The following is a 26,748-nucleotide window of genomic DNA, read 5'->3' as shown; positions in this document are numbered from 1 at the left end:
CGGCTGGCGGTGCGGCGGGGACAGCGGCCAGCATGGCCGGATGACCGATCGCGGCGTACTGCTCTGGATCCACGGCGGCGGGTGGCGCGCCCGCTCCGAGGAGGACGGGGCCGCCCTCGCCCCGCTCGGGCTGCGGGTGGTGCCCGCGACCTACCGCTTCGCGGCCGAGGCCCATTGGCCGGCCCAGCTCGACGACGTACGCGCCGCGGCGCGGGCCGCCCGGGCCGCGGCGGGCGGGCTGCCGCTGCTGGTCGGCGGCGACTCGGCCGGCGCCATGCTGGCCCTGCACCTGGGCCTGCGCGGGGTGGACCGGCCCGGCGACGTCCGGGCGGTGCTGGCGTACTGGGCGCCGGTCGACCCGCTGGACCCGCGATGGCGGCGGCTGCGCCGGCACGACGATCCCTGGGCGGACCTGCTCGGCCACCCGCCCGCCGCGGGCGACCCGGCGACGGCCGACGCGACCGTCGCCGGCCACCTGGGTTCGGGCGTGCCGGTGCTGCTGGTGCACGGCCGCGACGACGCCGCGGTGCCGGCCGCCCAGTCGGTCGACCTGGCCGGCCGGCTGCTCGCCGCCGGCCACCCGGCGCACCTCTGGCTCACGCACGGCGGGCACGCGCTCGACCTGGCCCGCCCCGACATCCGGGCGGTCACCGCCACGTTCCTGGACACCGTCCTGCCGACGGCCTGAGCCGACTACGGTGCAGGGCATGCCCGACCTCGCCGCGATCGTCATCCACTGCCGCGACCCCTACCTGCTCGCCCCGTTCTGGAGCACGGTGACCGGGCTGCCCGTGGTCGAGGAGGACCGGGCGAAGACCGCCGACCGGTCCCTGGAGCCGGACGAGTCGGTGCTGCTGCGCGACCCGGCTGGCCGCCGGCCCGACGTCTGGATCAGCCCGGTCGCCGACCTGCCCGGCCCGGGCCGCATCCACCTCGACCTGGTGGGCGACGCCGAGGAGCGGGCCGCCGTGCTGGAGGCGGGCGCGACGGTGGTCCGCGAGCTGCCCCGGTGGACCGTGCTGGCCGACCCGGAGGGCAACGAGTTCTGCCTGCTCCCCCGCGGCGAGGCGCACGGCGACACGCTGCTGCCCGGGCACTGACCGGCCGGCGGTGCCGCCGGGCCCGAGGGTTCGACGGCACCGGTTGCCGGGCCGGTCAGTCGACCAGTTTGTGCAGGTCGATCCGGCCCCGGGCGAAGGCGTCCACCCGGCCCCACCGGCCCGGGATGTCCAGCACCTCGATCCGCCCCATGCCGACCGGCAGCCGTGGGTCCACCGCGAGGTGCCCCTCGTGCGGTTCCAGCCCCAGCATGGTCCGGATCAGCAGCAGCGGGGTCCCCGTCGACCAGGCCTGCGGGCTGCACGCCGTCGGATACTCCACCGGGAACTTGGTCAGCTCCCGCTGGTAGCCGCCGAACGCCTCGGGCAGCCGCCCGTCGAAGTACCGCGCCGCGTCCAGGATGCCGTTGGCGATGGTGGCGGCCTCCTCGGCGAAGCCGTACCGGCGCAGCCCCCAGGCGATGAAGGAGTTGTCGAAGGGCCAGATCGTGCCGTTGTGGTAGCCGACCGGGTTGTAGCGGACCTCGCCCTCGGCCAGGGTGCGAACCCCCCAGCCGGAGAAGAGCCGCGGACCGACGAGGTGCGCGGCGATCTGCGCCGCCCGGTCGTCGTCCACGATGCCGCTCCACAGCAGGTGGCCGATGTTGGAGCTGAGCACGTCGCACTGCCGGCCGTTCGGGTCCAGCCCCAGGGCGTAGAAGCCGCCGTCGTCGACCCACCAGTCCCGGTTGAACCGCTCCTTCAGCTGCGCCGCCTCGCGTTCCAACTGCTCGGCGTACGCCGGGTCGCCCCAGAACTCCCGGGCCAGCCGGGCGGCCCGCATCTTCGCGTCGTACGCGTACCCCTGCACCTCGCAGGTGGCCCGCGGGAACGGCGGCAGCGTGCCGTCGGAGTACGAGAGGGAGTCCCAGGAGTCCTTCCAGCACTGGTTCTCCAGGCCGGTGTCGGTGTTGCGCCGCTCGTACCAGACGTAGCCGTTGCCGGCCAGGTCGGCGTAGTCGTCGATCCACTTCAGCGCGGCCCGGCACTCCCGTTCCAGCTCCTTGACCAGCGCGACGTCGCCGCTCCACTTCTCGTACTCGTCGAGCAGCACGATGAACAGCGGCGTCGCGTCCACCGAGCCGTAGTACGGCGAGTGCGGCTGCTCCTCGAAGGCGGCCGTCTCGCCGTAGCGCATCTCGTGCAGGATCCGGCCCGGGTCCTCGTCGCGGAAGTCGTCGAACCGGGTGCCCTGCAGCGCGCCGAGGATGCGCAGGGTGGTCTTCGACATCTCCGGCGCGAACGGCAGCACCTGGAGACAGGTGAAGATGCTGTCCCGGCCGAACATGGTCATGAACCAGGGCAGGCCGGCGGCCGGCAGCGTCTGGCCGCCGAGGGACAGCGGCGAGAACCGCAGCGCGGCCAGGTCGATGAGGCTGCGCCGGTACGTCGAGGCCAGTTGCTCGTGCTCCGTGTTGACCTTCGGCGCCTTGGCGATCCACTGCTCCAGGTCGTGCTGGAGGGCCAGCCGCTCATGGCCGTGCGCCCGCAGCCCCATCCGCAGGTCCCGCCCGCCCGGGCCGACCGCGTGGGTCTGCACGTCGATGGCGGTGTCCCACTGCTCGTTGGGTTCCAGGTGGATGCTCCAGGCGAACCCGTTGCGGTCGTAGCGGGCCGGCCGGGAGGCGGCGATGATCGTTTCGCGGTGGAAGTTGCCCCGCCGATAGCCGAGCCGCAGCCGGTCCGCCTCGGCCTCCGCGTAGGTCTCGCCCTTCTTGTTCAGGATCTCGTCCTTGACCTGGAACAGGTCGGCGAAGTCGGCGCCGGCCTCCATCCGGATCTCCAGGTCCACCGCCTTCTCGTCGTGGTTGAGGATGGTCAGCGTCTCCCGGAAGCTGCCGCCCACCGCCCGCTCCCGGATGATCGACAACTTGGCGTCGATGTAGTGCGTGGCCATGCCCGGCACCAGGAAGAACCGGGCCTCGTAGTACTGGAGGTCGTCGTAGGAGAGCGCGTTGAGGCGCTCGCCGTTGACGGTCAGCACCCACTTGGACAGGAACCTCGTGTCGATGGAGAAGAGGCCGGTCGGCTCGCTCGGCGTGGCCTCGATGTCACCGGTGTCCTCCGAGACCACGAAGGTGTTCCCGTCCAGGATCCGGACGGTGTTGCTCGCGACCATCAGGCAGCCCTCCTCTGGAAAGCGTGGTGCGGCCCCCGGGAGTCCGGCGGACCGGGAAAGATCCGTTCGATCTGCAACACGAGGCGCAGGTCGCCGGAGACCGTCATGTCGCCGCGCAGCAGCGCCGCGATGGTGTTCTCCTCGCCGGTGACCAGCTCGCCGAAGAGCCGGGGCTCGGTCCCCACCACCGTGTCGGCCTCCCGGTCCTCCTGGCGGACCCGGAGGTTGCCCCGGTCGATCTCCAGCAGCCAGTGCGTGGTCTGCGCTCCCTCGTGCAGGTCGAACCGGAGAGTTCCGGAGGTCTTGGCCAGCAGCGGTTCGAACCCTCGCCGGTCCAGGTCCTCGAAGAATTTCGTGGTCGTGTCCATCCGGGCGACTCCTCCCGCGATCCGCGGCCTCCGACGTCCGAGGAGGGGGTCCCCGCCGGGTGGGCGGCCAACCTCGCCCGGTTCGGGTGAGTCCCGCCTGACCTGCCCCCGGACAGCGCGAAACGCCGGCCTCCGAACGGGAGGCCGGCGTCACCGCGGCGGACGGTCAGTTGTTCGGATCGTCGGCGCTGATGTCCGCGAGCACCGACTGGGGTTCCCGCTCCACGGCCAGGTCACCCATGGAGACCAGGCCGACCAGGCGGCCGTCGTCGAGGACCGGCAGGCGGCGGACCGCGTAGGTGCGCATCAGGTCGGCGGCGGCCACCGCGTCGTCGTACTGGCTCACCGTCACCACGTCCTTGGTGGTGATCTGATTGAGCCGGGTGGTGCTGGGATCCATGTTCTCGGCAACGGCCCGGACCGTGATGTCCCGGTCCGTGATGATGCCGACCACGTTGTCGCCATCGGTCACCACCACGTCGCCGATCGCGCTGTCCCGCATCTCCTGCGCCGCGGCGGTGAGGGTGTCGCTGCCGTCCATCGTCACCAACCGGGTCGTCATGAACTCTCCGACCGTTGTCATGGTGCTCCCCTCTCGGTGTCGGCAAGGCGGTCTACCCGGCGTCACGGCCGAGGTAACGCCGCGCGGTCGCGGCGAGGTGACCCGGCGGCGGTCAGCCGCGCGGCGGCATCCCGTAGAGCCGTTCGACGTGCAGGCGGAGCACCAGCCGGCGCTCGGCCACCATGGCCCGCCGGAAGTCGTCCCAGTCCGGGTGTTCGCCCTGCACCGCCCGGTAGAGCCCGACGAGTTCCCCGACGGTCGGGTCGTCCGGCCGCTCCGCGACCGCGGTCAGCTCGGCCCGTGCCTCCGCCACCGCGTACGCCCAGCCGTCCTCGCTGCTCACGTGGAAGCTGGCCCGGGGGTCGCGGCGCAGGTTGGCGGTCTTGGCCCGGCCGTCGGTGACCGAGACCCGGATCAGCCCGGCGTCCCGGTCGAAGGAGTAGACCACGGTGGACAGCTGGGGGCGGCCGTCCCGCTTGAGGGTGGCGAGCACGCCGAGCCACCGGCTCGCGATGAGGTCGGTCAGGGCCTGTCGGGTCCGCTCGTCCACCATGGGGGTCTCCCGCCGTCGACTGGTGTGGTCGCCCCCATCTCACCGCATCTCCCGCCCGCGTGCCCGGCCACCCGCCGGACACGCGGGAACCGGGATCAGCGCCGCTCGGCGGCGACCAGCTCGGCGAGCTGCACGGCGTTGAGCGCCGCGCCCTTGCGCAGGTTGTCGTTGGAGCAGAACAGGGCGAGGCCGTGCTCGACGGTCTCGTCGGCCCGGATCCGCCCCACGTACGTGGGGTCCTGCCCGGCCGCCTCCAACGGGGTCGGCACGTCGCGCAGCGCCACACCGGGCGCGCCGTCGAGCAGCTCGCGGGCCCGGGCCGGGGTGATCGGGCGGGCGAAGCGCGCGTTGATCTGGAGGGAGTGGCCGGTGAAGACCGGCACCCGCACGCAGGTGCCGGAGACCTTGAGCCCGGGGATCTCCAGGATCTTGCGGCTCTCGTTGCGCAGCTTCTGCTCCTCGTCCGTCTCGTTGGAGCCGTCGTCGACGATCGAGCCGGCGAGCGGGAGCACGTTGAAGGCGATCGGGCGGGCGAACGAGCGCGGCGCGGGGAACTCCACGGCCGACCCGTCGAAGGCGAGCCCGGCGGCGTGCTCGGCGACCTTGCGGACCTGCTCGTCGAGCTCGGCCACGCCGGCCACGCCGGCCCCGGAGACCGCCTGGTAGGTGGCGACGACCAGGCTGACCAGCTCGGCCTCCTGGTGCAGCGGGCGCAGCACCGGCATGGCGGCCATCGTGGTGCAGTTCGGGTTGGCCACGATGCCCCTGGGGCGGTTGGCGATGGCGTGCGCGTTGACCTCGGCGACCACCAGCGGCACCTCGGGGTCCATCCGGAACGCCGAGGAGTTGTCGATGACGACCGCGCCCGCCTCGGCGACCCGGGGAGCCAGCTCCCGGGCGGTGCCCTTGCCCGCCGAGAAGAGCACGATGTCCAGGCCCCGGTAGTCGGCCGTGGCCGCGTCCTCCACGGTGACCTCGCCGTCGCGCCAGGGCAGTGTGCGCCCGGCCGACCGGGCCGAGGCGAACAGCCGCACCTGCTCCGCCGGGAAGTCGCGCTCCGCCAGCACCTGCCGCATCACGCCACCGACCTGGCCGGTGGCCCCCACAATGCCGATCCTCATGCCCGCGAGGCTACCCAGCCGGGCGGGGCCGGCGGGAAGCCTTTCCCAGCGCGCGGGCCGGGCGCGGGCTGCCACGCCGTTCGCCGATCGGGCCGTCGACCTGCAACGACACCGCCCGACGGCGGGCCAGGGGCGGAGAATCGCCCGCCATCGGGGTGCCGGACCGCAGCATCCGCGTCGGCCGGCGGAACGCACGGCGACCCGGGACGCGACGGGAATCACATCGGCGTCCCGATGTGGCGGTGTCTCCGGCCGGTCGACACCGCCACGCCGCGGGCCGGCGAGCGCCGGCCCGACGCGTCAGACGGCGTGGTCGACCACCTCACCGAGGCCGGCGGCCACCAGCTCGTCGCGGATCACCGCCGAGTCGCCCTCGACCACGAGGGTGAGCGACTCCGGGTGCAGGTGGGCGGCGGCCGCCGCGGAGACCTCCTCGACGGTCGCGGCGAGCAGCGCCTCGCGCAGCCGGGCGTGGTAGTCGTCCGGCAGGTCGTGCACGACGAGGGTGGTGAGCGCCGAGGCGATGGCCCGGGGGCTCTGCAGCTCGACCGAGAGCTGGCCGGCCCGCCAGAAGCGGGCCACCGCCAGCTCGTCCTCGGTCACTCCGGTCAACCGGGTACGCGACACCTCGCCGACCGCCTCGACCAGGGCCGGCGCGGTCACCGCGGTCTGCACCCCGGAGCTGATGGCGAACCGGCCGAACCGGCGGGACGAGGCGAAGTCGCCCCGGATCCCGTACGTGTAGCCGCGCACCTCGCGGAGCAGGTGGTTGAGCCGGGAGGTGAACGCCCCGCCGAGCACCGTGCCGGCCAGCGTCATCGGCACGTGGTCCGGGTGGGCGCGGTGCGGCGACGGGTGCCCGAGGCGGAGCGTGGACTGGACCGAGCCGGGACGGTCGACCAGGATGATCCGCCGCCGCTCCGGCAGCGCCACCTCGATGGGGCCACCCTTGTCCGCGGCCGCGCCGCCGGCTCCCGTGAACACCGTCGCGGCGAGCGCGTCGAGGTCGATCCGGTCCAGGTCGCCGGCGACGATCAGCGTGCCGGGGCGGATGAACCACTCGGAGTGGAAGACGGTCACGTCGTCCACGTCCAGGGCGGCCACGCTCTCCGGGTCGCCGTACAGCGGGCGGCCCCAGCGGTTGTCCGCACCGAACAGGTCGGCGCGCAGCACGGCGTCGGCCCGCGGGCCCGGGGTCGCCCAGTCCATCCGCAGCGCGGTCGCCTCGTCGTCGCGGACCCGCCGCACGTCGGCCGGGTCGAGCTTCGGCGTCCGCACCGCCTCGGTGAGCAGTTCCACGGCCGCGCCCAGCCGGTCCACCGGCACCTGCACGCTGACCTGGAACGAGTCCCAGTCGAGGCCGGTCACCAGCTCGGTGCCGAGCGCCTCGATGGCCAGGGCGTACGCGGTGGCGTCCCGCTGCGCGGTCCCCTCCTCCAGCGACTTCGCGAGGACCCCGCCGAGCCCCTCCTTGCCGACCGGCTCCCGGCCGGCGCCGCCGTCGAGCAGCAGCAGCGCGACGGCGAGGTTCTGCCCGGGCAGGTGCGCGGCGACGACCTGCCCGCCGGCGGCGGACCGGCGGACCACCTGCGGGAACCGGTACGGGCGGGCGGCGCCCGGGCCGGGACGGGTGGCGATCAGCGTCATGAGGTCTCCTCGGGCAGGTAGGTCAGGGTCGCCCGGTCCGCCGCGCCGAGCAGCTCGGCGGCCTGCTCGGCGATCTGCTCGGCGGTGACGGCCAGCCAGGCGGGCAGCCGCTCGCCGGCGCGGGCCGGGTCGCCGAACTGGGTGGCGTACCGGCCGAGGGTGTCGGCGCGGCCGTCCACCGTGGACATCTGCCGCCACCACATGGTGCTGAGCAGCGCCTTGGCCCGGTCCAGCTCGGCGGCGGTCACCGGCACGGTGGCCAGTTCGTCGACCACCTCGGTCAGCCCCTCGCGCAGCCGGTCGCCGGACACCCCGGGGCGGGCCGTGGCGGTGGCGATCAGCGGCGCGGGGCCGTGCGCCAGGTCCACCCCGTACGCCCCGACCAGGTCCGGCTGGGCGATCCGCTCGCCGTCGGCGAGGCGCTGGTAGAGCCGGCTGCCCCGGCCGCTGCCCAGCACGGTGGCGAGCACGGTGGTCACGTCGTAGCCGGGGGTGCCGAAGGGGTGGGTGCGGTGCGCGACGTAGACCCGGGGAGCGGGCACGTCGGTGGTGACCGTCTCCACCGCCGGGCCGCCGCCGGCCGGGACCGTGCGCCCGTCCGGGGCGCCCGGGATGTCGTCGCGCGGCGGCAGGGCGCCGAAGTACTTGTCGGCCAGCGCGAACACCTCGGCCGCGGTGGTGTCGCCGACCACGGTGAGCACGGCGTTGTTCGGCGCGTACCAGGTGCTGTGGAACGCCTGGAAGGTGGCCAGGTCGGCGGCGTTCAGGTCGGCCATCGAGCCGATCGTGGCGTGGTGGTAGGGGTGCCCGGGCGGGTAGAGCAGCGGCAGCAGCCGCAGCCAGGCGTCGCCGTAGGGCACGTTCTCGTAGCGCTGGCGGCGCTCGTTCTTCACCACGTCCCGCTGGTTGTCCAGCGTCTCCTGGGTCAGCGCGGGGACCAGACCGCCCATCCGGTCGGCCTCCAGCCAGAGCGCCAACTCCAGGTGCTCGGCCGGGACCGTCTCGAAGTAGTTGGTGCGGTCCGGGTTGGTGGTGGCGTTGAGCGAGCCGCCGGAGCCCTGAATGAGCTTCATGTGCTCGGTCTTCGCCACGTTGACCGAGCCCTCGAACATCAGGTGCTCGAAGAGGTGGGCGAAGCCGGTCTGGCCCTCGGGTTCGTGGCGGGATCCCACGTCGTACCAGAGGTTCACGGCGACCGCGGGGGCCGTGCGGTCCTCGCTCACCACCACGCGCAGACCGTTGTCCAGTCGGGTCGTCTCGATCGGCCAGGGGTAACCGCTGTCGGGCATGGCACGACGCTATCCGATCTCACGGGCGGAAAGGTGACGTGCGGGGAGCATCGTCGCCACGCGCCGGGGTACTCGCCGGGCATGTCCTCCCCCGCATCGTCCGCGGTCGAGCGCGCCGCCGCCGCGCTGGCCCGGCTCCGGCACGCCCGGCTGCTGCATCCCGCCGGCCGCACCTTCTCCGCCGAGGTATTGATCTGGGGTACGCCGGGCCCGCCGACCGACGTGCCGCTGCTCGACCTGCCCGGCCGGTGGCCGGCGACCGTCCGGCTGTCCAAGGGCGTGCCCACCCCGGGAACCTGGCCGGACGTGCTGGGGGTGGGGATCCGGCTGCACCGTGACCCGGAGCCGCCGGTGGACCTGCTCGCCAGTTCCAGCGGGGCGGCGCCGGTGCTGCGTCACCTGCCGCTGCCCCGGCGCGGCTTCACCGGGACGTACACCTCGATCATGTCCTTCCGGGCCGGCCGGCGGCGGCTGTACCTCGCCGTGCTGGCCGACCCGGACTCACCGGAGCTGGGCCGCGGGCTGGCCGAGCTTCCGGCGGCGGGTGGCGACGACGGGCCGCGGCTGGTGCTCGCGGTGGCCTCGGCGGTCGGGCCGTGGCGGCCGTTCGGCGAGGTGCGGCTGGACGGCCGGCGCGGCGCCCGGGAGGACGCCGCGCTGGCCTTCGACCCGATCGGCAACGTGCCGCCCGGCCTGCGGGTGGCCGGGCCGCTGGCCTGGTTGCGGGACACCACCTACCGGGGTTCCCAGCGGGGCCGGGACGCCCGGCTCAGTCGGGAGGCTCGACGGGGGTGACGGTCTGCTCGGAGGTCCGGTGCTCCAGCACCGTGTCGGGGGCGACGTTACGGTCCTCCCGGATGTCCGATTCGCTGAGGATGGCGTCGGCCTGCGCCTCCGGGTCCTCGCTGCCCACCGCCGCCTCCTCGGGCAGCAGGTGGGCGCGGGACTCGATCCGGTCCTGGTCGCTCTGGTCGTGGCTCATGCCGTCCTCTTACCCCCGCCAGGGCCCGGCAGAACCCCGCGCTTCCCAGGATGCGGTACACGTGACAGATCCTTCCCGCCGATGTTCGCGCACCCGTGGCGACCCGGACGAGGGATCGTATCCCGCAATTCGGGATGGAGCATCGGTCGGACGGCGCGATCACCCGCGTGGACGGTCCATGGACACGTGCCGTGCCACTGGAGTTACCCGTCGTTCCATCGACCGGGGTTGACATGAGGCGCGGCTTACCCGACGAGCGGGTGAGGCCCACCCCTCCCGTCGGGTACGCTGGCGGGCGTGACGCGGTCGTATCGATGGTTTAGGCAGCCGGCTGGAGGAGCCGGTGACTCGACCGTGAGCTGACGTCACTCCTCTTCGAGCCGGCCGGGCAGGGATCATTCCCTGCCCTTTCGCGTACGAGCAGCCGGCTCGATCCCGGGCGCCGGCCCCGGGCACGGTCGGCGGAAGGAACCCCACCGTGACGACGACCCCGGACGTCCATCGGGTCATCGACCAGCGGATCGACCGTGTCGTGCCGCTGACCACCCCGGCCCTGCTGCACCACCACCTGCCGCTCGAGGAGTCCCTCGCCGAGGCCGTGGTGGCCGGTCGGCGTGCCGTCGGCCGGGTGCTGGACCGCACCGACGACCGGCTGCTGGTCGTGGTCGGCCCCTGCTCGGTGCACGACCCCGCCGCCGCCCTGGAGTACGCGGCCCGGCTGCGTCACGCCGCCGACCGGCTCGCCGACGACCTGCTCGTGGTGATGCGCGTCTACTTCGAGAAGCCGCGTTCGACCGTGGGCTGGAAGGGCCTGATCAACGACCCGGGCCTGGACGGATCGGGCGACGTGAACACCGGCCTGCGTACCGCCCGGGCGCTCCTGCTCGACGTGGTGCGGCTGGGCCTCCCGGTGGGCTGCGAGTTCCTCGACCCGATCACTCCGCAGTACATCGCCGACACGGTGGCCTGGGGCGCGATCGGCGCGCGGACCGTGGAGAGCCAGGTCCACCGGCAGCTCGCCTCCGGCCTGTCCATGCCGATCGGCATGAAGAACCGCCCCGACGGCAGCATCGGCACCGCGGTGGACGCGATCCGGGCGGCCGGCGTCCCGCACGTCTTCCCCGGCATCGACGTCTCCGGCACGCCGGCGATCATGCACACCCGGGGCAACGCCGACGGCCACCTGGTGCTGCGCGGCGGCGGTGGCCGGCCCAACTACGACGCGGAGTCGGTGGCCGGGGCGCTGGACCTGCTGCGCGCCGCCGGGCTGCCCGAGCGGGTGGTGGTCGACGCCAGCCACGCCAACAGCGGCAAGGACCACCGCAACCAGCCGCTGGTGGCGGCCGACGTGGCCGCCCAGCTCGCCGCCGGCCAGCGCGGCATCGTCGGCATCATGCTGGAGAGCTTCCTCCAGCCCGGCCGGCAGGACCTCGACCCCACCCGCCCGCTGGAGTACGGCAAGTCGGTGACCGACGCCTGCATCGGCTGGGACACCACCGCCCAGGTCCTCGACCACCTGGCGGCCGCGGTCCGCACCCGCCGCGCCACCCTCCCGACCCCGGCCTGACCCCACCCGAGCGTTGACCATGAGGTTGGCGGCAGCGGAGGAGATCGACTTCGCCGCCAACCTCATGATCAACGCCGTGGGGCGGGGTGGGCGGCCGGGTGGGGACGTTTGACCGATTCGGGCCCGGGTAGCTGACCGGCGTGACCGATAACGCGCCCGTGACCGAGCAGCCGGACACCCGGCCGCTCGACGAACTGCTCGACGACATCTACCACGGCCAGGAGCGGATCAGTCAGGCGGACATCTACCGCCGGGCGGTGGCCGCCGAGCTGCCCGCCGAGCTGCTCACCCGGATCGCCGCCCTGCCGCAGGGCGAGTACGCGGTCGACGAGGCCGCCGACCTGCTCGGCGGGACGGTGGCCTGAGCCTTCCGGCGGACGCGGCCCGAGGACGGAGAGGACAGCGCGATGACCGACCGCAACGAGGAACACGGGCACCCCCCGGCGCTCGGCCAGCCCCCCGAGGGCACGGACACGCTGCCGGATCCCGACTTCGCCGGCGAGCACGACCAGACGGCGGTCTCCGACGACGTCATCACCGGCGAGGACCGCGACGAGCGGGAGCCGGAGGCGACGCGCGGCTGGGCCGGCGAGGACCACGGCACCACGCCCACCTGAGCGGGCCGGAGAACGCGGAAGGGGGCCGGCGCGACGCGCCGGCCCCCTTCTCCGTCGTGTGGTCAGTCCTCGTGGTGCCCGCCCTCGGCGGCCTGCTGAGCAACCGCGTACCCCATCTGGAGGAAGTCCGAGGCGGCCACCGCGGTCAGCGCGGTGGCGACCAGCCGGGTCAGCCGGGGAGCCAGCACCAGCCCGCCCGTGAGGCCGGTGGCGACCCAGACGGCCAGGCAGAACGGGCAGCTCACCAGCTCGCCGACCGCGTGCCGGGTCGGGCTGCCCTGGTCGCGGACCTGTTCCATCACCTCGCCGCTGCCGATCGGGTGGTCGTAGCGGGTGAAGGGCGCGCGGAGCGGGCTGGTGATCGCGTCCTTGGAGAGCAGCCGGCTCAGCTTGTGGGTCGCGATCGACAGCAGCACCACGTCGCCGGGCGCGGGCCGCTCCGGCACCGGGCGGCCGGTCGCCTTGACCAGGCCGACCAGCGACGCGGTGACCGCGCCGTACGTGCCCATCGCCACCAGGTAGCCGCCGAGCGGCCGGTGCTCGTGCGGCGCGTACGCCTGGCGCAACCGCGCCACCTTCTGCTTCAGGCCACTACCGGTCAACCCGGCCTCCTCGGTCGTCGTGCCAGTGCCGGCTCAGCCGGCGGTCAGGTTGTCGGCCACCTCGCGGGCGAGGCTCGCCAGGATCTCGTCGGCCATCCCGTGGTCGGTCCCGTCGAGGTCCAGCCGGACCCGGGCGCCCCCGGCGTCGGCCGGCTCGACGTCGATGTCCGCCGACCAGCCGGCGGACTCGGAGCTCCAGCGGGCCCGCATGTCCTCGGCGTCGACCACCTCGACCCGGTGCGTGCCGGAGCGGCGCAGCTCCTCCGGCAGCCAGGCCGCCGACCGGTCCGGGTCGGTGGCGGTGTTGAAGACCACCTCGGGAGGCGCGGACATGCCGCGCTCGGCGTGGCTGGCCATCAGGCGTCCCGCAGCCGGCTCGGGTCGACCTCCCGGCCCGGGTGCCGGGCCAGGTACTCGGTCTCCAGCTCGGCGGTGCGCCGCAGGTGGTTGGCGAGCGCCGAGTCGGTGGCGTGCCGGAGGGTGTCGAGCCGGGTGCGGTGCAGGCTCTGCATCTCCCGGATCAGGTCCTCGTCGCCGAGGTCGGCGGGGTCCACCCCGAGCAGCTCACCGTCGACGTCCTGGGTGCGGGCGTGATCGCCGTCCCACTCGGTCACCCGCTGCTCCGGACTGGCGTCGCGGCGTACTGATTCGGTCATCGTCGCCCCCTCGTCTCGTTCGGGCTGGCGTCTAGACGGATGCCCAGCCGGGGTGCCACCAAACCCTCGCCACCTACGACACCGCGTCGGAGACGGCCGGCGGGCCCGGTACCCTCGATGGCATGAAGCGGCTCTGGACACCGGCGTGGATCGCCCGCCACGTGGCCATGGTCGTGCTGGTGGTGGGCTTTCTGGGCCTGGGCTGGTGGCAGGTCACCCGGGCCGCCGAGGGCAACTCGCTGAGCTTCGGCTACGCGATCGAGTGGCCCGTCTTCGCCGGCTTCGTGGTCTTCGTGTGGTGGCGTGAGCTGCGGCACGCGCTGCGGGCCTCGCGCGAGGAGCGGGCCACCCCGGCGCCGCCGGCGACCGCCGGCTCCGAGCCGGCCGTCGCCACCCCGGCGGTACGCCGGCCGGTGCGGGTCAGCCGGGCGCCGGCCGTGCCGGTCGGCGGGGCCGACGACGGCGAGCTGGCCGCGTACAACCGCTACCTTTCCTGGTTGAACGCCAACCCGGGCGCGAAGCCCGGCGACTATCCCGGCTGAGGCCGGTGCGGAAGGACGGACGACGGTGGGCGGAGCCCTTACCCGGTACCGCGTGATCGCCTGGATCGTGGGCGTGGCGCTGGTGGTGCTGGTCCTGATCGGGATGCCGCTGAAGTACGGCTTCGACAACCCGACCGTGGTGGCCGTGGTCGGCACCGCGCACGGCTGGCTCTACATGATCTACCTGGCGCTCACCTTCGACCTGTCGCGCCGGGCCGACTGGCCGCTGAAGCGGATGCTGCTAGTGATGCTCGCCGGCACCGTGCCGTTCGTCTCGTTCTACGCCGAGCGCCGGGTGAGCCACTGGCTGGCCGCCGAGCAGCCCGACCGGGCGCCGGAGCCGGTCGCCGGCTGACCCGGGGCGGTCAGCGGTTCGGCCGCCACGCGGCGGCCGCGGGCGGGTCCGTCCAGCCGCCGTGGCGCACGCCCTCCCGGGCCCGTTGCAGGGCCCGGGTGACCTGACCGAACTGCCGCTCGTCGTCGCTGCTGAACAGCAGCACCTCGGCCCCGCCGAGCCGCCCCCACAGCTCGTACGCCGGGGGCCGCCAGCGGTCGCCGACCAGCACGAGCAGCAGTGGCAGCAGCCCGACCGCGCCCAGCGTGAGGTACGCCGCCGCGGTGAGCCGTTGCAGCCCGCCGGTGAAGCCGAGCAGCACGCCGACCGCGCCGATCAGCGCGGCGGAGACGGCGACCGCCCGGAGTGCGAGCCGGTCGTGCGGACCGCGGGCGGTCCAGAGCTGGGTGATGTCGGCCACGGGCCAGCTGTTGCGGCCGACGGTGAAGCGCTCGCCGGTGACCACGATGCCCGGCCGGGCGTAGAGCAGCGTCGGTGCGGTCGCACCCGGTGACCGGGGCGGGCGGGTGGTGGTGGAGCCATCGGTCTGCACGGCGGCCTCCCGGGGATCGCGGGCCGGGCCTCCACGTCGCCGGCGTTGCCGTACGACGGGATTCCCGGCCTCCGCGCCTCATTGTGTTGCGGGCACGCCACCCCGGCCCGGCGTTTTCCCTGGCCACCCGCCCGCCGACCGAGCAGCGCCCCGCCGGGAAAGCACAGCGATTTCCGTCTTTGTCATGACTTTGCGGCGCGTTGCCTGGCGACATCCGCCCAGAACGACGAATCCGGCGAGTGGCGCGTTCCGACCAACCGGCGTCCGTGCCGCGACGGCCCGCCCGCGAACCGGTCACGAAGCGTCATCAGTACCGGCGGCACTTCCTGACACTTTGCCAACTTTCGCCCCTGCTTCACCTGCCCGTCACTCGGGCCACGGGTTAGGTTGGGCAGGCCGGTCCGGTCGACCGCCATCCACCAGGGTGGCCCCGGGCCGGTGTCGCCGGGTCGCCCGCCGCCCCGGCGAGGAGTCGGAGAGGAGCCTTCCGCTCTTGTCGTCCTTACGGATCCTGCTGCGCTCGCTGGCGGTCGCCGGCCTCTCGGCCGCGCTGCTCGCCCCGGCGTCGGTGGCTCGCGCCGAGCCCACCCCCGCCGAGCTGACGAAGCAGATCGAGAAGTCCTCGACTGAGCTGGAGCGAATCGTCGAGTCGTACAACAAGCTCAACGAGGAGATCAAGGCCAACAAGGCCACCGCGGCCACGTTGCAGGCCAAGATCGGCCCGTTGCAGGAGCAGGCCGAGCGGAGCCGCGCCGACGTGGGCGCCCTCGCCGCCACCGCGTACAAGACCGGTGGCATGCGCACCGCGCGGGCCCTGCTGGAGCCCGGCGGCGCCGCCACGCTCCCGGACCGGCTGGGCACCCTGGACCAGCTCACCCGCCAGCGGCAGCAGACCATCGCCGGTTTCACGGACAGCCAGCGCCGGCTCATCGACCAGAAGACGCGGCTGGACGCCACGCTGGCCCGTGAGGCGGCGCAGGCCAAGCAGCTGATCGCCGGCAAGAAGAAGATCGAGGCGGACCTGGCCCGCCTCTACGAGCTGCGCCGGCAGGCGTACGGCCGGGCCACCGAGGCGCCCGCGAAGTCGAGTTCGGCCGGCAGCGCCCCGGCCATCTCCGGCTCGGCCGGTGTGGCCGTGCGCTACGCCTACGGCGCCATCGGCAAGCCGTACGTCTGGGGCGCGGACGGACCGGACGGTTACGACTGCTCCGGGCTGACCCTGGCGGCCTGGCGGGCCGCCGGCAAGTCCCTGCCGCACAACGCGGCGATGCAGTGGGACGCCACCTCACGGATCAGCCGCAGCTCGCTGCAGGCCGGCGATCTGGTGTTCTACTCCGGCCTCGGCCACGTGGCGCTCTACGTGGGCGGCGGTCAGGTGATCGACGCGCCCAGCGCCGGCCGGAACGTCAGCAAGCGGGGCATGAACATGATGACGATCCAGGGCTACGGCCGGGTGCGCTGACCCCGAAAACAGCGAACGGCCGGCGTCCCCCTATCGGACGCCGGCCGTTCGTCGATTCCATTACTACCAGCTCAGGCCGCCTGCAGCCCCTCGGCGCGGGCCAGCTCACGGAGCCGGCCGAGGGCCTGGATCTCCAGCTGGCGGATCCGCTCCCGGGAGAGCGAGAACCGCGACGCGACCTCGGTCAGCGAGTGCTCGCGCCCGTCCTCCAGGCCGTAGCGGGCCCGCATGATGCCGGCCGAACGGTCGTCGAGGTGGTTGAGCAGACCCTCGATCCGCTGCCGCTCCAGGCCGGTGAGGACGATCTCCTCCGGCGACGGGGCGTCGCTGTCGGCGACCAGGTCGCCGAGGTTGGTGTCACCGTCGTCGCCCACCGGGGTGTCCAGCGAGACGGTGTCCTGCGACCAGCGGCGCAGCTCGTTGACCCGCTCGACGGTCACGCCGAGCGCCGCCGCGACCTGCTCCGGCTCCGGGTCGCTGCCCAGCTCACGGGTGAGCTGCCGGACCACGTTGCGCATCCGGTTGACGTCCTCGACCAGGTGCACGGGCAGCCGCACCGTCCGCTCCTGCTGGGCGATCGCCCGGCTGATGGCCTGGCGGATCCACCACGTCGCGTAGGTGGAGAACTTGTAGCCGCGCTCGTAGTCGAACTTCTCGACCGCCCGGACCAGGCCGGTGTTGCCCTCCTGGATGAGGTCCAGCATGGGCATGCCCGAGCGCACGTAGCGGCGGGCGATCGAGACGACCAGCCGCAGGTTGGCGCGGATGAACAGGTCCTTCGCGCGCTCACCCTCGACGACCAGCCGCTCCAGGTCCTCCCGGTCGACGCCGTCGGGGACGCGGTCCTCGCCGAGCAGGTGCTCGGCGTAGAGGCCGGCCTCGATCGCCTTCGAGAGGTCGACCTCCTTGGCGGCGTCCAGCAGCGGCGTCCGGGAGATCTCGTGCAGGTAGACGCCGACCAGGTCCCGCTCCTCGGCGACCTCGTCGGTACGCATGCCGATGTTCTTGTCCACGATTGCCACGGTCCCCTCGCTCGCGCCGGTTGCCCGGTTCCTTGCCATCCCCACGTTCATCAGCCCTCCCCGTAACCTCCGCTGTGCCCGCAGGTGCTGACACCTACACAACAGATGAGACGTGTCGGGGATTCCATGTCGTGAGTCGAAACTGTCACGAATGCCTGAGTAGTAGCTGAGAGCCCGGTCCATGTTTGCTGTCAGGACCCCTGCTCGGGCGGCCCGCGTACGCCCCGGTCGAAGGGCGTCGGAGCAGCGGCATCGTCGTCCGCGCATGAAATCGCACCATTGCGAATTCCATGAACACAGCGACCCGCGTCACCGCGACATTGGGATCCTGGTCACTGCGAGATACGCGCCCGCCGACCGGTCGGTTCAGCCTCGGGTGAGGATTACCCCACGCCTGGTTGAACAATCCGCGGCGCGCGGGACGTCCCGTCCCGGCATGTGACACGCGTCGCACCGGAGGCGCCGGCCCGGCCGGGAGGGGATCCGGCGGGCGGCCGCGTCAGGAGGCGAGCAGGGCGAGCGCGCCGCGTACCTGGTCGGCGGAGCGGGCCAGGGCGGCCCGGGCGGCGGAGATCTCGGCGCCGGAGACCAGCGACACGAGGGCGGTCTTCAGATCGCCGTCGGCCTCGTTGAGGGCGCTGCGGCAGATTTCCTCGGCGCAGCCGGTGGCCTCCATGAGGATCGAGATCATCCGGCCGCGCAGCTTGGCGTTGGTGGCCACCATGTCGATCATGAGGTTCGAGTAGACCCGGCCGAGGCGCACCATCACAGCCGTGGAGAACGTGTTGAGCACCAGCTTCTGCGCGGTGCCCGCCTTCATCCGGGTCGACCCCGTGACCACCTCGGGTCCGGTGTCCACCCCGATGAAGACGTCCACCGACCCGGCGGCGTCGGCCTCCGGATTGGCGCAGAGCAGCACCGTCGCGGCCCCCTGCGTCCGGGACGCGGCGAGCGCCCCGAGGACGTACGGGGTGCGCCCGCTGGCGGCCAGCCCGACCACCAGGTCGCCGGGGCGTACGCACTCGGCGGCCTCGGCGGCGCCGCCGCGCTCGTCGTCCTCGGCGTCCTCGACGGCCCGCCACATGGCCTCGGGGCCGCCGGCCAGGTGCGCGCAGAACCAGTGCCGCGGCGAGTTGAAGGTGGGCGCCAGCTCGGCGGCGTCCAGCACGCCGAGGCGGCCGGAGGTGCCGGCCCCGAAGTAGTGCACCCGGTTCCCGCCGCGCAGCGCGGCGACGGCCAGGTCGACGGTCTCGGCGATCTCGTCGAGGACGGCGGCCACCGCGGCGGGCACCCGCCGGTCCGCCTCGTTGATGACGGTGAGCACGTCCCGGGTCGACATCAGGTCGAGGTCGAGGCTCTGCGGGTTGCGCCGCTCGGTGGGGGCGCCCACCCGGACCACGGGCCGCACCACGGCCATCTCGTCCCGCTCCACCCGTCCTGCCGTCATGCCCGCCTCCGGCCGGCGCCCACCCGGTGCGACTGGACCGCCTCGGCGGTCGCCTCCAGGGCCTTCCTGGCCTTGGTCCGGTTCCGCGCGGCCACCCCGACGAAGAGGCAGTCGACGACGGTCAGCTGGGCCAGCCGGCTGGCCATCGCGCCGGAGCGGTAGGTGGTCTCCCGGGCCGCGGTGGTCAGCACGTGATCGGCGACCTCGGTGATCGGCGAGCGGGGGAAGTTGGTCAGCCCGACCGTGGTGGCGCCCCGGGCGCGGGCCTGTTCGAGCACCTCGATGACGTCGGAGGTGGTGCCGGTGTGCGAGATGCCGACCGCGACGTCGCCGCGGCCGAGCAGGGCGGCCGAGGTGAGCGCGGTGTGCACGTCCGGGAAGTAGAAGGCGGTGCGGCCGATGCGGTGCAGCTTCTGCTGGAAGTCCGAGGCGACGAAGCCGCTGGCGCCGGCGCCGTAGACGTCGATCCGGCCGGCCGCCACGATCGCCTCGACCACCTGCTCGCAGACGGCGGGATCGAGCTGCTCGGCGGTCTCCTCGACGGCCCGCGCGTCGTTGAACGCGATGGTGGCGATGATCTGCGCCAGGTCGGCGCCGGGCGGGATGTCGCCGCCGACCACCCGGGCGTCCGGTGGCTCGACCCGGCGGGCGGCCTCGGCGGCGAGCCGGATGCGCAGCTGGGGGTAGCCGTCCATGCCGACCGACCGGCAGAACCGGATGACGGTGGCCTCGGATGTCTCGGCGGCGGTGGCGAGGTCGGTGATGGTGCGCCGGGCGGCGTCGGCCGGATCGGAGACGACCAGCCGGGCCACCCGCTGCTCGGCCGGGGACAGCGAGGGGAGCAGGCCGCTGATGTGGACGATCAGTCCACCGGGCTCGTGACTCGCAGAAATCTTCGGACTCTTCGCCACGGATGAAACTTACTTTCACGAGGCGTGACCGTCAACCATGACGGCGCGTATCGGGAAAAGTACCGCCTTCCGCGCCCGCCCCCCGCGCCAAGGGTCCCATTCCCGCAGCCCCGCCGCCTCATCCGCTGCGGCCGACTCCGCCCCGCCGGCCGACGGGCTGCTCCGCCGTCGCGCCCGCCGTACCGGCCGGACGGCCTCGCCGGGGTCACCGGTCGGCCGGTACGACATTGCCGAGCGGAATCGACCAGCGTCGACGGTTCCGGATCCCGGCCCGGTCACCGCCGGGCCGGCCGGGCGGCTAGCGTGTGCCCATGGCGGAGCGGACGGTGCTGGTGACCGGTGGCACGGGCGGGCTGGGTGGTGCGGTCACCGCCGCCTTCCTGAAGGCCGGCTGGCGGGTGGTCGTACCCGAGCGGGAGGGCGGGGCGGCGGCGCCGGCCGCCGGGCCGGTCCGCGTCGCGGCGGACCTCCTCGACCCCGCCGGGGCCGCGCGGGCGGTGGCCGTCGCCGCCGCCGAGCCGGCCGCGCCGCTGCGCGCCGTGGTCAACCTGGTCGGCGGGTACGCCAGCGGCGGGCTGGTGCACGAGACCCCGATCGAGGAGTTCGACCGGATGCTGCGGATCAACCTGCGCCCCACCTACCTGGTCACCCAGGCCGCGCTGCCGCACCTCGTGGAGGCCGGCGGCGGCGCGGTGGTCTGCGTGTCGGCGCGGGCCGCCGTGGCTCCCTTCCCCGGCGCCGCCGGCTACGCCACCGCGAAGGCGGCCGTGCTGGCCTTCGCCAACGCCGTGGCCGTCGAGTACCGACAGCGCGGGGTGCGCTGCAACACCGTGCTGCCCAGCGTGATCGACACCCCGGCCAACCGGGCCGCCCAGCCGGACGCCGACCACCGGCGGTGGGTCCCGCCGGCCGAGATCGCCGCGGTGATCCGCTTCCTGGCCTCCGACGAGTCGGCGCCGACCAGCGGGGCGAGCATCCCGGTCTACGGTCGGGCCTGAGCCGGCACGGGTTCGCCGCGCCCCGCCCCGCCGGACGGCGGTCGGGTGCCGTCCGGGGCCGGGCCGGCCGGCGGGGGCGGGTCGCCGGGGAGCCACTCGGTCAGGTGCGCGCGGATCCGCCGGGACACCTCCTCCGGGGTGCCGTTGCCGTCCACCACCACGAAGTCGGCGTACTCCGGCAGGGTCCGGTACGCGGTGGCCGCGGCGCTGAGCCACTGCATGCTCTCGTGGTCGGTGCCCCGCCGCTCGATCCGCCGGTACGCCTCGGCCGGGTCCACGGTGAGCAGGAAGGTGACCCGGGGCGGCGGGAAGACGCGGTAACCGGCCCGGGCCAGCCGCTCCCAGCGCTGCCCGCCGTGCGCGCGGATGCTGGCGTACTGGCAGGCGGACCAGCGGTCCATGACGGCCGTCCGGCCGGTGGCCAGGCAGCTCAGCAGGGCGAGCGCGATGGCCAGCCAGCGGAGCACGGACTCCACGGCGAGCAGGCCGTTGCGCCCGACGAGCCGCTGCGCGTCGGGCCGGCCGAACCGCTGGGCCAGCCGGCCGAGCCAGCGGCGGCCGCCGGCGTTGCGGTGGTAGGTGGCGGGGTGGCCCGCGGCGGTGAGCGCCTCGGCGAGCCGGTGGGCCTGGGTGGTCTTGCCCGAGCCGTCGATACCGATCAGGGCGACGGCGCGCAGTCGGGCCCTGCCGCGCCGCACCCGCAGTGACCTGGCCACCCTGTCGAGGTTATCCGACCCGTGCTCGCCTTCGGCGTTTTGTCCGCATCTGTCCCCGCCACGTCGGGCCGCGCCCGCTACAGGTGTGGCCGACCCGTTCGCCGGGTACGCAACTTCATTCCCACCGCCACCCACGACGACGGGAGACCCAGATGGCCGAGCGCGGGGACGAGACCCTGGTGCACACGCTGAAGAAGGTCGCCGCCGTGCTCAAGCAGTCCGAGATCCCCTACGCGCTGGGCGGCAGCTTCGCCGTGTACGCCCACGGCGGCCACTCCAGCGACCACGACGTGGACTTCCTGATCCGGCAGCAGGACGTGGACCGGGCCCTGGAGGCCCTCGTCGAGGCCGGCTTCACGGCCGAGCGCCCGCCCGAGGACTGGCTGGTCAAGGTCTACGACGAGGGCCGGATGGTGGACCTGATCCACCGGCCGATCGAGACCCCGGTGACCGAGGAGACCTTCGCCGACACCATCGTGCGGCCGGTCGACGCCATCCACATGCCGGTGCTCTCGGCCAGCCAGCTCATGGTGCACAAGCTGCTCAGCTTCTCCCAGCACTACTGCGACTTCGCCCGGGCCCTGCCGCTCGCCCGCTCGCTGCGGGAACAGATCGACTGGGAACGGGTACGGAAGGAGACGCAGCACTCGCCGTACGCCGAGGCGTTCCTGGTGCTGCTCGACCGGCTCGACGTGCTGCCCGGCGGCGCGTCCGGAGGAAGGGAGACCCCGTGACCGGACAGCACGGCGGCGCGCCGCCCGACGAGTACGTCGAGGCGGAGATCCAGAGCATGTTGGCCGAGGACCCGGACGTCGCCGAACAGGGCATCACCGTGGTGCGCCGCGAGCGTGGCCTGGTGCTCTACGGCGAGGTGGAGAGCCCGCACCGGCGGGAGGAGATCCTGCGCCGCGTGACCGAGCGCTTCCCGGACCTGCCGATCACCAGCGACATCGGCGTGATCCGCACGCAGGCGCCCACCGAGGTCGAGGAGCTGCCGTGAGGGAGGTTCGATGGTGATCCGCATCGCCGCCGTCGGCGACGTGCACCTGGACGAGGACGTGGTCGGCCGGTTCCGGCCCGCGCTGGAGGAACTGCCCGACTGCGCGGACGTGCTGCTGCTCGCCGGGGACCTGACCCGGCACGGCACCGAGTCCGAGGCGCGGTGCGTGGCGCAGGAGTTCGGCGACCTCGGCGTGCCGGTGATCACCGTGCTCGGCAACCACGACCACCAGTGCGACCAGGTGCCGCAGGTGGTCAAGGTGCTGGAGGACGCCGGGATCACCGTGCTGGAGGGGACCGGGACCGTGCTGGAGTGCGCCGGCCGGCGGCTCGGCGTGGCCGGGGTGAAGGGCTTCGGCGGCGGGTTCGCCGGGCGGTGCGCCAGCGACTTCGGCGAGCCGGAGATGAAGGCGTTCGTCCGGACCACCAACGAGAGCGCGGACGCGCTCGGCGAGGCGCTGCGCGGGCTGGACTGCGACCTGCTGGTCGCGCTCACCCACTACTCCCCCGTGCCGGACACCCTCGCCGGCGAGCCGCTGGAGATCTACCCCTTCCTCGGCTGCTACCAGCTCGGCCAGGCGATCGACTCGGCGCCCACCGCGCTGGCCCTGCACGGGCACGCCCACCACGGCAGCGAACGGGGCACCACCCCGGGCGGCGTACGGGTCCGCAACGTCGCGCACCCGGTCATCAAGCAGGCGTACAGCATCTTCCACGTGGGTGATCATCTCGACTGAGAAGCAGGTTTCCCGGCTCCGACGGACGGGTATCCAGCCGACATGGAGCTGATTCTCTGGATTCTCGCAGTCGTACTGGTGGTCGCCGGCATCCTCGCGCTCTTCCGCCGGCAGATCCTGTGGGGCGTCGTCCTCATCATCGTCGGCCTGCTGGTCGGCCCGGGCGGCGTCAGCATCTTCAGTTAGCCGTCCGACCTCCCACCACCCCTGACCCGCCGGGGTCGCCGGGTCCGAACCTCCGTCCTCCCAGACAGGAGCGTCCGGGCCCGGCGACCCCGGCGCTGTGCTGAGCCCGGCCGGCTGAACGGGTGAGCGGCGCGGGGCCGTCGGCCCCGCGCCCACCTCGGGTCAGCAGCGGGGCACGCCCGGGATGTAGCCGTCGTAGCCGGTGTAGACGTACGCGTCGGAGATGTACCGGCCGGAGCCGATCCGGTCCCAGATCGAGCTGGTGCCGTAGGTGCCGGTGACCGAGGTGCCGCTGGTCTGGCAGTAGATGGTGACGCTCGCGCCGTCGGCCACCGTGCCGACCGCGCTGTAGCCGGTGCCCGGGCCGGACCGGACGGTCAGCGCCACCCCGGAGGTGGTGTTGACGGTGCCGGCGCCCGTGTTCGAGCCGGCGCAGCCGTTGTCGCTGGTGTAGGTCTTGGTGCCCCAGTAGAGGGCGAGCGCGCCGTTGAACCGGACCTGGATGTCGTTGCCGTTGAGCCGCTGCTCGTAGTGCAGGTGCGGGCCGGTCGAGCCGCCGGTGCTGCCCACGTAGCCGATCACCCGGCCGTAGCCGACCACCTGCCCGACCGAGACGTTGAAGCTGCTCAGGTGGGCGTAGTAGGTGGTGTAGCCGTTGCCGTGGTCGATCCGGACGTACTTGCCGTAGCTGGTGCCGCCGAGGTCGGTGACCCGGTCGACGGTGCCGGGCGCGCTGGCCACCACCGGGTCGCCGAGGTCGTCCGTGCGGTTGAAGTCGATGGCGTAGGCCGGACTGTGGTCGGACCGGGTCTGGCCGGACCAGGACTGGTTGCAGGGGAACGGGACCTTGAACGTCGGCGCGGCCATGGCCGGGGCCGCCGGCACCAGGGCCACGAGGACGGCCGCCACCGCCGCGAGGCTGAACCAACGCTTGCGCATCCATTGCCTCCTATGTTGAAAGTTTTCGATCAACTTCGGACAGCGTGGCAGAAAGTTCCATCGATGGGAAGGGGCGTCGAGGCCGGTCCGCCAGCGGAGCGTGGGAGCGTGCCCACGGCCGGTGAGCGGGTTTCCGGATTGTTACCGGGCCGTGTCCGGCGGGGGGGTGGACCGGACGGGATGCAAGCGCTTACATGTGTGGACGACCATCGGACCGGCGCGGGTTCGATTTCCTCCACGCGCCGGCAAGGAAGGAGATCGGCATGGCGTTTGCCAGATCGCGCCAGGCTCTCGCGATCGCCGGCGTCCTCGGGCTGGCGCTCGGCGCCACCGCCTGCGGCACCGGCAACGACAAGAAGAGCGACAGCGCGAGCAAGCCGGAGTGCGCCGCATACGAGAAGTACCAGGGCCACGACGGCAAGAAGGTCACGATCTACTCGTCGATCCGGGACATCGAGGCCGACCGCCTGGACCAGTCCTGGAAGCAGTTCGAGGACTGCACCGGGATCGACATCGACCACGAGGGCTCGGGCGAGTTCGAGGCCCAGCTGGGCGTCCGGGTGGACGGCGGCAACGCCCCCGACCTGGCCTTCATCCCGCAGCCGGGTCTGCTCAAGCGGTTCGTCGACTCGGGCAAGATCAAGGAGGTCGGCGCCGACACCAAGTCCATGGCGGAGCAGAACTTCACCCCCGACTGGCTGAAGTACAGCACCGTCAACGGCAAGCTCTACGGCGTGCCGCTCGGCTCCAACGTGAAGTCCTACGTGTGGTACTCGCCGAAGACCTTCAAGGAGAAGGGCTGGACCGTCCCGACCACCTGGGACGAGCTCATCAGCCTCAGCGACAAGATCGCGGCGAGCGGCACCAAGCCGTGGTGCGCCGGCATCGAGTCCGGTGACGCCACCGGCTGGCCGGCCACCGACTGGATCGAGGACGTGCTGCTGCGCACCCAGGGGGTGGAGGTCTACGACCAGTGGACCACCCACGGCATCCCGTTCAACGACCCGAAGGTCGCCGACGCGGTCGACAAGGCCGGCACCATCCTCAAGAACGAGAAGTACGTCAACGGCGGCTTCGGCGGCGTGAAGAGCATCGCCACCACCTCCTTCCAGGAGGCCGGCACGCCGATCACCACCGGCAAGTGCGCCATGCACCGCCAGGCGTCCTTCTACGCCAACCAGTGGCCGAAGGGCACCAAGGTGGCCGAGGACGGCGACGTCTTCGCGTTCTACTTCCCGGCCGTCGACCCGGCCAAGGGCAAGCCGGTGCTGGGCGCCGGCGAGTTCGTCTCGGCGTTCGCGGACCGTCCCGAGGTCCAGGCGGTGCAGACCTACCTGGCCTCCGGCGAGTACGTCAACAGCCGCGCCAAGATCGGCGACTGGCTGTCGGCGAACAAGAAGCTGGACATCAACAACGTCCCGAACCCGGTGGACAAGCTCTCCGTCCAGATCCTCCAGGACCCGAAGACCGAGTTCCGGTTCGACGGCTCGGACCTGATGCCGGCTGCGGTCGGCGCGGGCACCTTCTGGAAGGGCATGGTCGACTGGATCAACGGCAAGGACACCGCCACGGTGCTGAACGGCATCGAGGGCAGCTGGAAGTGATCTGAGGCGGTGGCCCGGTCCGCGACGCGGGCTGGGCCACCGCCCGCAACCGAACCCTTGAGGGAGGGTCGATGGAGTTCGACTTCGCGGCGGAACAGCCGAAGTTCCTCATGCTGATGTACGGGCTGATCGCTTTCGTCGCGGTGGTGGGCGGTCTGCTCCTGCTCCTCGACGTGGTGCCGACGTGGTTCGCCCGCCGACGGGAGGAGCGGTTGGTCGCGGCCGTGGCGAGCGGCGCACCCCTGCCCCGCCGGCGCAAGCCGCGGGAGGGCGCGATCGCGCTCTTCTTCCTGTTGCCGACACTGCTGTTCCTCGTCGTCGGGCTGGTGGTGCCGGCGATCCGGACCACCCTCCTCTCGTTCATGGACAAGGGCAGCAGCAACTGGGTGGGCCTGGACAACTACGCCTGGATGTTCTCCGAGGACTCGATCGTCCGGGTGCTGATCAACAGCCTGATCTGGGTGCTGCTGGTTCCGCTGGTGGCCACCGCGTTCGGCCTGATCTACGCCGTCCTCGTGGACAAGGCCCGGTTCGAGTCGGTGGCCAAGTCCCTGATCTTCCTGCCGATGGCGATCTCGTTCGTCGGCGCCGCCATCATCTGGAAGTTCGTGTACGCCTACCGGGGCGACGGCGACCAGATCGGCCTGCTCAACCAGATCGTCGTGAGCCTGGGCGGCGAGCCGAAGCAGTGGCTGCTGGAGTCGCCGCTGAACACCCTGCTGCTCATCGTGATCATGATCTGGATCCAGGCGGGCTTCGCCATGGTGGTGCTCTCCGCCGCCATCAAGGCCATCCCCGCCGACATCGTCGAGGCGGCCCGCCTCGACGGGGTGTCCCCGTGGCAGATGTTCTGGCAGATCACCATGCCGAGCATCCGGCCGGCGGTGATCGTCGTGGTGGTGACGCTCTCGATCGCCACGCTGAAGGTCTTCGACATCGTCCGGACCGCCACCAACGGCAACTACGACACCAGCGTCATCGCGAACGAGATGTACAACCAGGCGTTCCGCTACGGCGAGCCGGGGCAGGGCTCCGCACTCGCGGTCTTCCTCTTCGTCCTGGTCATCCCGATCGTGATCTACCAGATCCGTAACCTGCGCCAGCAGCGGGAGGGCTGA

Annotated in this window: 32 protein-coding genes and 1 pseudogene; 16 read left to right on the top strand and 17 right to left on the bottom strand. The window is 72.8% G+C overall.

Features of this window, described 5'->3' with window-relative positions; all coding sequences use genetic code 11:
* Positions 1–40 precede the first annotated feature (40 nt).
* Together FXF50_RS21500 and FXF50_RS21495 are read left to right on the top strand one after the other, a co-directional pair.
* Positions 41–688, top strand: a complete 648-nt coding sequence (locus tag FXF50_RS21500; RefSeq protein ID WP_148430620.1) for an alpha/beta hydrolase — start codon at positions 41–43, stop codon at positions 686–688.
* Between the two features lie 19 nt (positions 689–707).
* Positions 708–1,100 carry a VOC family protein gene (locus tag FXF50_RS21495; RefSeq protein WP_148430618.1) on the top strand — a complete coding sequence of 131 codons (393 nt, stop codon included), beginning with the start codon at positions 708–710 and terminating at the stop codon, positions 1,098–1,100.
* Positions 1,101–1,155: 55 nt separating this feature from the next.
* Here FXF50_RS21495 and FXF50_RS21490 read toward each other — a convergent pair whose 3' ends face one another.
* From FXF50_RS21490 to FXF50_RS21460, 7 genes are all read right to left on the bottom strand, one after another.
* Entirely contained in the window at positions 1,156–3,216 is a 2,061-nt protein-coding gene (locus FXF50_RS21490) for a glycogen debranching N-terminal domain-containing protein (RefSeq protein ID WP_148430616.1), read from the bottom strand.
* A complete protein-coding gene (locus FXF50_RS21485; protein WP_148430614.1) occupies positions 3,216–3,584 on the bottom strand; it encodes an SCP2 sterol-binding domain-containing protein in 369 nt (122 codons plus the stop codon). The genes FXF50_RS21490 and FXF50_RS21485 overlap by 1 nt, the downstream gene beginning before the upstream one ends.
* A 166-nt stretch (positions 3,585–3,750) precedes the next feature.
* Positions 3,751–4,167 (bottom strand): CBS domain-containing protein, encoded by a 417-nt coding sequence (locus tag FXF50_RS21480; protein ID WP_148430612.1) that lies wholly within the window; start codon positions 4,165–4,167, stop codon positions 3,751–3,753.
* A 91-nt stretch (positions 4,168–4,258) separates the two neighbouring features.
* Positions 4,259–4,699, bottom strand: a complete 441-nt coding sequence (locus FXF50_RS21475) for a PPOX class F420-dependent oxidoreductase (protein WP_148430610.1) — start codon at positions 4,697–4,699, stop codon at positions 4,259–4,261.
* 95 nt (positions 4,700–4,794) lie between these two features.
* Positions 4,795–5,820: an aspartate-semialdehyde dehydrogenase gene (locus FXF50_RS21470; RefSeq protein ID WP_148430608.1), complete on the bottom strand. Its 1,026-nt coding sequence runs from the start codon at positions 5,818–5,820 to the stop codon at positions 4,795–4,797.
* 300 nt (positions 5,821–6,120) lie between these two features.
* A complete protein-coding gene (locus FXF50_RS21465; protein WP_148430606.1) occupies positions 6,121–7,467 on the bottom strand; it encodes a pitrilysin family protein in 1,347 nt (448 codons plus the stop codon).
* Complete coding sequence (locus FXF50_RS21460; RefSeq protein ID WP_148430605.1) at positions 7,464–8,756, bottom strand: pitrilysin family protein; 1,293 nt, start codon at positions 8,754–8,756, stop codon at positions 7,464–7,466. Before FXF50_RS21460 ends, FXF50_RS21465 begins: the two co-directional genes overlap by 4 nt.
* Before the next feature lie 81 nt (positions 8,757–8,837).
* Here FXF50_RS21460 and FXF50_RS21455 point away from each other — a divergent pair, with 81 nt between their 5' ends.
* Complete coding sequence (locus tag FXF50_RS21455; protein ID WP_148430603.1) at positions 8,838–9,551, top strand: phosphodiesterase; 714 nt, start codon at positions 8,838–8,840, stop codon at positions 9,549–9,551.
* On the opposite strand, the gene FXF50_RS21450 is transcribed toward FXF50_RS21455, so the two are convergent.
* Positions 9,526–9,738: a hypothetical protein gene (locus tag FXF50_RS21450; protein ID WP_148430601.1), complete on the bottom strand. Its 213-nt coding sequence runs from the start codon at positions 9,736–9,738 to the stop codon at positions 9,526–9,528. The genes FXF50_RS21455 and FXF50_RS21450 overlap by 26 nt on opposite strands.
* Positions 9,739–10,216: 478 nt before the next feature.
* On the opposite strand from FXF50_RS21450, the gene FXF50_RS21445 reads away from it, so the two are divergent.
* The 3 genes from FXF50_RS21445 (at position 10,217) to FXF50_RS21435 (ending at position 11,922) form a co-directional block, all read left to right on the top strand.
* Positions 10,217–11,305 (top strand): 3-deoxy-7-phosphoheptulonate synthase, encoded by a 1,089-nt coding sequence (locus tag FXF50_RS21445; protein ID WP_148430599.1) that lies wholly within the window; start codon positions 10,217–10,219, stop codon positions 11,303–11,305.
* A gap of 140 nt (positions 11,306–11,445) precedes the next feature.
* Positions 11,446–11,670 (top strand): hypothetical protein, encoded by a 225-nt coding sequence (locus FXF50_RS21440; RefSeq protein ID WP_148430597.1) that lies wholly within the window; start codon positions 11,446–11,448, stop codon positions 11,668–11,670.
* 42 nt (positions 11,671–11,712) lie between these two features.
* Positions 11,713–11,922, top strand: coding sequence for a hypothetical protein (locus FXF50_RS21435; RefSeq protein ID WP_148430595.1), 210 nt, complete (start codon positions 11,713–11,715; stop codon positions 11,920–11,922).
* 62 nt (positions 11,923–11,984) lie between these two features.
* Here FXF50_RS21435 and FXF50_RS21430 read toward each other — a convergent pair whose 3' ends face one another.
* Genes FXF50_RS21430 through FXF50_RS21420 form a run of 3 tightly spaced genes read right to left on the bottom strand, consistent with a single transcriptional unit; the run spans position 11,985 to position 13,180 of the window.
* A complete protein-coding gene (locus tag FXF50_RS21430) occupies positions 11,985–12,524 on the bottom strand; it encodes a DUF1360 domain-containing protein (RefSeq protein WP_148430593.1) in 540 nt (179 codons plus the stop codon).
* Positions 12,525–12,557: 33 nt separating this feature from the next.
* A complete protein-coding gene (locus FXF50_RS21425) occupies positions 12,558–12,881 on the bottom strand; it encodes a hypothetical protein (protein ID WP_148430591.1) in 324 nt (107 codons plus the stop codon).
* Positions 12,881–13,180, bottom strand: coding sequence for a DUF6158 family protein (locus FXF50_RS21420; RefSeq protein WP_091318915.1), 300 nt, complete (start codon positions 13,178–13,180; stop codon positions 12,881–12,883). The genes FXF50_RS21425 and FXF50_RS21420 overlap by 1 nt, the downstream gene beginning before the upstream one ends.
* Positions 13,181–13,302: 122 nt before the next feature.
* Here FXF50_RS21420 and FXF50_RS21415 point away from each other — a divergent pair, with 122 nt between their 5' ends.
* Together FXF50_RS21415 and FXF50_RS21410 are read left to right on the top strand one after the other, a co-directional pair.
* Positions 13,303–13,722 carry a hypothetical protein gene (locus FXF50_RS21415; protein ID WP_148430589.1) on the top strand — a complete coding sequence of 140 codons (420 nt, stop codon included), beginning with the start codon at positions 13,303–13,305 and terminating at the stop codon, positions 13,720–13,722.
* Between the two features lie 25 nt (positions 13,723–13,747).
* Positions 13,748–14,077 (top strand): DUF3817 domain-containing protein, encoded by a 330-nt coding sequence (locus FXF50_RS21410; RefSeq protein ID WP_148430587.1) that lies wholly within the window; start codon positions 13,748–13,750, stop codon positions 14,075–14,077.
* Positions 14,078–14,087: 10 nt separating this feature from the next.
* On the opposite strand, the gene FXF50_RS21405 is transcribed toward FXF50_RS21410, so the two are convergent.
* Positions 14,088–14,609, bottom strand: coding sequence for a DUF6232 family protein (locus FXF50_RS21405; RefSeq protein WP_148430585.1), 522 nt, complete (start codon positions 14,607–14,609; stop codon positions 14,088–14,090).
* 493 nt (positions 14,610–15,102) lie between these two features.
* On the opposite strand from FXF50_RS21405, the gene FXF50_RS21400 reads away from it, so the two are divergent.
* Positions 15,103–16,071, top strand: coding sequence for a C40 family peptidase (locus FXF50_RS21400; RefSeq protein ID WP_148430583.1), 969 nt, complete (start codon positions 15,103–15,105; stop codon positions 16,069–16,071).
* A 71-nt stretch (positions 16,072–16,142) separates the two neighbouring features.
* On the opposite strand, the gene FXF50_RS21395 is transcribed toward FXF50_RS21400, so the two are convergent.
* The 3 genes from FXF50_RS21395 to FXF50_RS21385 form a co-directional block, all read right to left on the bottom strand.
* The gene (locus tag FXF50_RS21395) at positions 16,143–17,132 is read right to left on the bottom strand and encodes an RNA polymerase sigma factor RpoD/SigA (RefSeq protein WP_187399759.1); all 990 of its coding nucleotides are present in this window, start codon (positions 17,130–17,132) and stop codon (positions 16,143–16,145) included.
* A gap of 460 nt (positions 17,133–17,592) precedes the next feature.
* On the bottom strand, positions 17,593–18,540 hold the full coding sequence (murQ, locus tag FXF50_RS21390) for an N-acetylmuramic acid 6-phosphate etherase (RefSeq protein ID WP_148430579.1): 948 nt from the start codon (positions 18,538–18,540) through the stop codon (positions 17,593–17,595).
* A complete protein-coding gene (locus FXF50_RS21385; RefSeq protein WP_148430577.1) occupies positions 18,537–19,451 on the bottom strand; it encodes a MurR/RpiR family transcriptional regulator in 915 nt (304 codons plus the stop codon). The genes murQ and FXF50_RS21385 overlap by 4 nt, the downstream gene beginning before the upstream one ends.
* Before the next feature lie 311 nt (positions 19,452–19,762).
* Here FXF50_RS21385 and FXF50_RS21380 point away from each other — a divergent pair, with 311 nt between their 5' ends.
* The gene (locus FXF50_RS21380; RefSeq protein ID WP_148430575.1) at positions 19,763–20,449 is read left to right on the top strand and encodes an SDR family NAD(P)-dependent oxidoreductase; all 687 of its coding nucleotides are present in this window, start codon (positions 19,763–19,765) and stop codon (positions 20,447–20,449) included.
* Here FXF50_RS21380 and FXF50_RS21375 read toward each other — a convergent pair.
* Positions 20,434–21,165 carry a dTMP kinase gene (locus FXF50_RS21375; RefSeq protein WP_148430573.1) on the bottom strand — a complete coding sequence of 244 codons (732 nt, stop codon included), beginning with the start codon at positions 21,163–21,165 and terminating at the stop codon, positions 20,434–20,436. The two genes, FXF50_RS21380 and FXF50_RS21375, sit on opposite strands and share 16 nt — an antisense overlap.
* Here FXF50_RS21375 and FXF50_RS21370 point away from each other — a divergent pair.
* The 4 genes and pseudogenes from FXF50_RS21370 to FXF50_RS29400 all read left to right on the top strand — a co-directional run bounded on the left by FXF50_RS21370 (position 21,153) and on the right by FXF50_RS29400 (position 23,087).
* The gene (locus FXF50_RS21370; RefSeq protein ID WP_370464134.1) at positions 21,153–21,899 is read left to right on the top strand and encodes a nucleotidyltransferase; all 747 of its coding nucleotides are present in this window, start codon (positions 21,153–21,155) and stop codon (positions 21,897–21,899) included. The genes FXF50_RS21375 and FXF50_RS21370 overlap by 13 nt on opposite strands.
* A gap of 56 nt (positions 21,900–21,955) precedes the next feature.
* Positions 21,956–22,165, top strand: a complete 210-nt coding sequence (locus tag FXF50_RS21365) for a hypothetical protein (protein ID WP_255510138.1) — start codon at positions 21,956–21,958, stop codon at positions 22,163–22,165.
* Between the two features lie 10 nt (positions 22,166–22,175).
* Positions 22,176–22,953 (top strand): annotated as a pseudogene (locus tag FXF50_RS21360) (metallophosphoesterase).
* Complete coding sequence (locus FXF50_RS29400; protein ID WP_168215290.1) at positions 22,944–23,087, top strand: GPGG-motif small membrane protein; 144 nt, start codon at positions 22,944–22,946, stop codon at positions 23,085–23,087. Before FXF50_RS21360 ends, FXF50_RS29400 begins: the two are co-directional and overlap by 10 nt.
* 162 nt (positions 23,088–23,249) lie before the next feature.
* Here the strand turns inward: FXF50_RS29400 and FXF50_RS21355 are convergent, their stop codons facing one another.
* The gene (locus FXF50_RS21355) at positions 23,250–24,026 is read right to left on the bottom strand and encodes a M23 family metallopeptidase (protein WP_148430565.1); all 777 of its coding nucleotides are present in this window, start codon (positions 24,024–24,026) and stop codon (positions 23,250–23,252) included.
* A gap of 263 nt (positions 24,027–24,289) precedes the next feature.
* On the opposite strand from FXF50_RS21355, the gene FXF50_RS21350 reads away from it, so the two are divergent.
* Both FXF50_RS21350 and FXF50_RS21345 read left to right on the top strand, forming a co-directional pair.
* Positions 24,290–25,630 (top strand): ABC transporter substrate-binding protein, encoded by a 1,341-nt coding sequence (locus FXF50_RS21350; RefSeq protein WP_148430563.1) that lies wholly within the window; start codon positions 24,290–24,292, stop codon positions 25,628–25,630.
* Positions 25,631–25,701: 71 nt separating this feature from the next.
* Positions 25,702–26,748, top strand: a complete 1,047-nt coding sequence (locus tag FXF50_RS21345; RefSeq protein ID WP_148430561.1) for a carbohydrate ABC transporter permease — start codon at positions 25,702–25,704, stop codon at positions 26,746–26,748.

It is taken from the genome of Micromonospora sp. AP08 (assembly GCF_008085935.1).
Lineage (GTDB): Bacteria > Actinomycetota > Actinomycetes > Mycobacteriales > Micromonosporaceae > Micromonospora > Micromonospora chersina.
This window is presented reverse-complemented; position numbering and strand designations above follow the sequence as displayed.